We start from the raw sequence: 4,797 nt of genomic DNA on the forward strand, positions 1-4,797 counted from the left end.
TTACGGACAATTGATAGCGAAAGAGTACAAATAAATTTCACAGGTCCAATGCGACCATTCGTTATAAAAACTCCAGAAGAAGAAAATATATTACAATTAATCCTGCCAGTCAGAACGTATTAAAATATACTAAATAATTTTTTGCACAAAGTATTCATGTATTTTATCTTTTCATAATTGAAGTAAATTGTTGAGTAATGAAAATTTAAAAACTAGTAACAGCTTTGTTGATTTCCGCCTCCGGGCAGTACGCGCATCCTTAGGTACGACAGTCCGCCTCTGAAGCACAAAATCACTGTTTCTGAGTCTTCCAACTTACAGGATGTACTTGTGCAGACGAAGACATAAGGTCGTGGCGTTCTTAGTCTGTGTTCCTATGTTGCTTTTCCCGCGGAAGTCGACTGTCCTCCGGCTCCAATCAACCATTGAGGTAGTAGTAAAAAATTATGCAGAGCTGAGCTATTTACCAAACACACCCAGCGAAGGAAATACACGGAGACTCCTGCAGGAGGATAGGCCTAGGTGAGACAACGCAGTGCGTAGCACAAGGAAGGCTCATCAGCCGCCTGCGGAAAGCGCAGTGTATTTCCGTAGCGGTATTTTACATCGCAACTTTGTTCAGAGGTTTGTAGAGCAAATTAACCTAAGTTACTAAACGGTTTAAAGATTTTGTATAGAAATAGAAATTTCATAAATCAATTTATGATAAAGCTCTTTTTTTGGAAAAGGGCTTTATTTGTCTTTTTATAGGGTTAAAAATTCATTTTAAGTATATTAGAGCGTTTTTATACCGAAAGAGGGGGAAAGCTTCCATTTGGTTAAAAACTTTAGTAAAATGGAATATAGGAAGATTTAAAGTATGACTAAAAAGATAAATCTAAAAAAATGCAAAGGAATTGTTCAAAATGGAGGAAATCCAAATAGAAGATAATTTTATTACTTTAAATCAATTATTGAAATTAACTAATTTATTTGATTCTGGTGGCTTTATTAAAGCATATATCACAGAGGAAGGTGTTTACGTCAATGGAACACCGGAATTTAGAAGAGGCCGAAAACTTTATCACAATGATGTAGTAAAACTAAAAACCAATGAAACATTCATTGTAAAAAGTCGGGAAACTAATGCAAACAAATGAGGAATTTGCATGTATTTAAAACATTTACAACTAAAAAACTATCGTAATTATGACCAACTTGATATCACTTTTGAAAATAGAGTGAATGTAATTATTGGAGAAAATGCCCAAGGGAAAACAAACCTTTTGGAATCTATTTATTTATTAGCTTTTACAAAATCATATCGTACGTCCAATGATCGTGAATTAATATATTGGAATAAAGAATTTGCAAAAATTTCAGGTACAATTGTAAAAAGTGATAATAAAAACATCCCAATGGAGTTAATTTTCCACAAAAATGGAAAAAAAGCTAAATTAAATCGCATCGAACAGCAGCGATTAAGTGAATATATTGGTGCTCTTAATGTCGTTATGTTTGCCCCAGAAGACCTATCACTAGTCAAAGGCTCCCCACAAATGCGTAGGAGATTTATTGATATGGAATTAGGCCAAATTGAGCCAATATATCTTTACCATTTAGGACAATATCAAAAAATTTTAAAACAACGAAATCACTTGTTAAAACAATTACAACATCAAAAAGAGCCGGACACAACATTATTATCTGTTTTAACACAACAATTAGTTAAACATGCTGCTATTATTTTAAAAAAACGCTTTGTATTTTTAGAACTACTACGGAAATGGGCAATTCCTGTTCATTTTAAAATTAGTCGTGAACAGGAAAATCTTAAAATTATCTATACATCAAGCGTTGAAGTATTAGAAGATGATGATGAGGAGAAACTAGAGAGTAAGTATTTAGAGGCATTTTTACAAATTGAAAGAAATGAAATTAATCGTGGCCTAACTTTAATCGGTCCACATCGTGATGATTTAATTTTCTATATAAATGATAAAGATGTAAAACTGTATGGTTCTCAAGGGCAGCAACGTACAACGGCATTATCATTAAAACTAGCCGAAATTGATCTTATCTATGATCAAACAAATGAATACCCTATTCTACTTTTAGATGATGTGTTAAGCGAATTGGATGATTTTAGGCAATCACATTTGTTAAGTACAATCCAAGGAAAAGTCCAAACATTTGTTTCTACGACAACTGTAGATGGAATTAACCATAATACGCTAGAAGAAGCGTCCATTTATTCTGTGCAAAATGGCACAATTACTTTTTAAATTGTGTAACAGTTCACTTTAGGATGATGAATCTAAATTCTCTAGTATCTATATTGTGATAGAAATATTTTTGTTCATGTTTATAGACAAAGCAGAAAGAACTTTTTAGAAACTGAAAAGGAATGGGAAAATTATTGTTTATTTATATAGGGAATGATGAAGTAGTTGAGTCAGATAAAATCATCTCCATATTAGATTACCAACTTACACATTCTTCACCAAAATTGAGGCAATTGATAGCAGATCAAAAAAGAAACAAAAGAGTTATTGGATCAGACATAGATGCAAAATCCATTATTATAACAGACGAATCTATTTACTACAGTTCATTTTCTACATCCACTTTAAAAAATAGAGAAGAATTATATGCAACTATGAATCAAGTAGAGAAGAAATAAAGTAATCAAGGTCCCTTAATTAATGAAATGAAGGTGAAATTTTTATGGAAGATAAAGTATTAAGTAATCAAGCTTATGATGCTGAACAAATACAGGTATTAGAAGGACTGGAAGCAGTTCGGAAAAGACCAAGTATGTATATTGGTTCAACAAGTGAAAAAGGGTTGCATCACTTAGTCTGGGAAATAACGGATAATAGTATTGACGAAGCATTAGCGGGATATTGTGATAAAATTGATGTCATTATAGAAAAAGATAATAGTATTACAGTTAAAGATAACGGTCGGGGAATTCCAATTGATATCCATGAAGAATCTGGAAAACCCGCCGTAGAACTTATTTTAACTGTTCTTCATGCTGGTGGTAAATTTGGCGGTGGCGGTTATAAAGTTTCAGGAGGTCTCCATGGTGTAGGTGCTTCTGTTGTTAACGCCCTTTCGTCCCATCTTAAAGTTTATGTTCACCGAAATGGAACAATCCATTTCTTAGAATTCGCAAAAGGTGAACCAAAAGGTGAAATTAAAGCAATTGGAGAAACGGATAAAACAGGAACGATTATCAATTTTAAACCTGATCCAGAAATATTTACAGAGACAACTGTTTATGATTATGACACGTTAAAAAATCGTTTAAGAGAATTAGCTTTTTTAAACCGAAAATTAACGATAACGTTAGAAGATAAAAGAGATGACAGAGAAAGAGAAGAATTTTATTATGAGGGCGGTATAAAATCATATGTTGAATTTATGAACCGCACAAAAGATGTTCTTCATGACCCGATATATGCTGAGGGAGAAGACAACGATATTTCTGTAGAAGTTGCTATTCAATACAATGATGGTTTTGCAAGTAATCTATTCTCTTTTGCTAATAATATTCACACGTATGAAGGTGGAACGCATGAAGCGGGGTTCCGAACAGCACTTACTCGTGTTATTAATGATTATGCACGTAAAAGTAATTTATTTAAAGAAGATGATGATAATTTAACTGGGGAAGATGTGCGCGAAGGAATGACCGCCATTGTATCGATAAAACATACGGATCCACAGTTTGAAGGACAAACAAAAACAAAACTAGGCAACAGTGATGCACGTTCCGTAACTGATTCTGTTTTTAGTGAAGCTTTTTCAAAATTCTTGTTTGAGAACCCTTCTGTAGCAAGAGTTATTGTTGAAAAAGGTATGATGGCTTCACGGGCAAGAGTAGCTGCCAGAAAAGCTCGGGAATTAACGCGACGAAAAAGTGCTCTGGAAGTATCTAATTTACCCGGGAAATTATCAGATTGTTCCTCTAAAGACCCTGAAATTAGTGAACTATTTATCGTAGAGGGAGACTCCGCTGGTGGATCTGCGAAATCAGGCCGAGATAGGCATTTTCAAGCTATTTTACCGTTGCGGGGGAAAATTTTAAACGTTGAAAAAGCACGTTTAGATCGAATTTTATCGAATAATGAAGTACGAATGATGATTACAGCGCTTGGCACAGGAATTGGTGAAGATTTTGATATTACAAAAGCACGGTATCACAAAATTGTTATCATGACAGATGCGGATGTTGATGGTGCACATATTCGAACATTATTATTAACATTCTTCTATCGTTTTATGAAACCACTGATTGAACATGGATATGTTTATATCGCACAGCCACCGTTATATCAAATTAAGCAAGGAAAATCTTTGCATTATGTATATAGTGATGATCAGTTAGACGCCCTTTTAGCTGAACTGCCAGAGTCACCAAAGCCAAATATTCAGCGTTATAAAGGTCTTGGAGAAATGAATGCTGATCAATTGTGGGAAACAACGATGAATCCTGATTCGAGAACATTATTACAAGTGAAATTGAAAGATGCAATAGACGCAGATGAAGTATTTAATATTTTAATGGGTGATAAAGTAGAACCACGAAGAGAATTTATTGAGGAAAATGCTGAATATGTGAAAAATTTAGATATATAAGTAACATCTTTTTCTCCATAATTCAATTCATCCATCAGGAGGTTTATGTGAAGTGGAAGAACGGTTAAATGTTGAACAAGTAAATTTAAGTCAGGAAATGCGCACATCCTTTCTCGACTATGCGATGAGTGTTATCGTTTCACGTGCTTTACCAGATGTTAGAGATGGTTT

Annotated in this window: 4 protein-coding genes and 1 pseudogene; all 5 read left to right on the forward strand. The window is 33.9% G+C overall.

All coding sequences use genetic code 11. The features are described from left to right. A pseudogene (locus tag ACPYKA_RS18950) lies at positions 1–123 on the forward strand (DNA polymerase III subunit beta); the annotation flags it as partial. 782 nt (positions 124–905) lie between these two features. Then, positions 906–1,139, forward strand: coding sequence for an RNA-binding S4 domain-containing protein (locus tag ACPYKA_RS18955; protein WP_479543761.1), 234 nt, complete (start codon positions 906–908; stop codon positions 1,137–1,139). Positions 1,140–1,148: 9 nt separating this feature from the next. Further along, on the forward strand, positions 1,149–2,264 hold the full coding sequence (gene recF / locus ACPYKA_RS18960; RefSeq protein WP_479543762.1) for a DNA replication/repair protein RecF: 1,116 nt from the start codon (positions 1,149–1,151) through the stop codon (positions 2,262–2,264). Between the two features lie 122 nt (positions 2,265–2,386). After that, positions 2,387–2,662, forward strand: coding sequence for an extracellular matrix regulator RemB (remB, locus tag ACPYKA_RS18965; RefSeq protein WP_479543763.1), 276 nt, complete (start codon positions 2,387–2,389; stop codon positions 2,660–2,662). A gap of 44 nt (positions 2,663–2,706) precedes the next feature. Beyond that, positions 2,707–4,626: a DNA topoisomerase (ATP-hydrolyzing) subunit B gene (gene gyrB, locus ACPYKA_RS18970; protein ID WP_479543764.1), complete on the forward strand. Its 1,920-nt coding sequence runs from the start codon at positions 2,707–2,709 to the stop codon at positions 4,624–4,626. Positions 4,627–4,797 lie beyond the last annotated feature (171 nt).

This window comes from Pseudogracilibacillus amylolyticus (SeqCode) (assembly GCF_051918545.1).
GTDB lineage: Bacteria > Bacillota > Bacilli > Bacillales > Amphibacillaceae > Pseudogracilibacillus.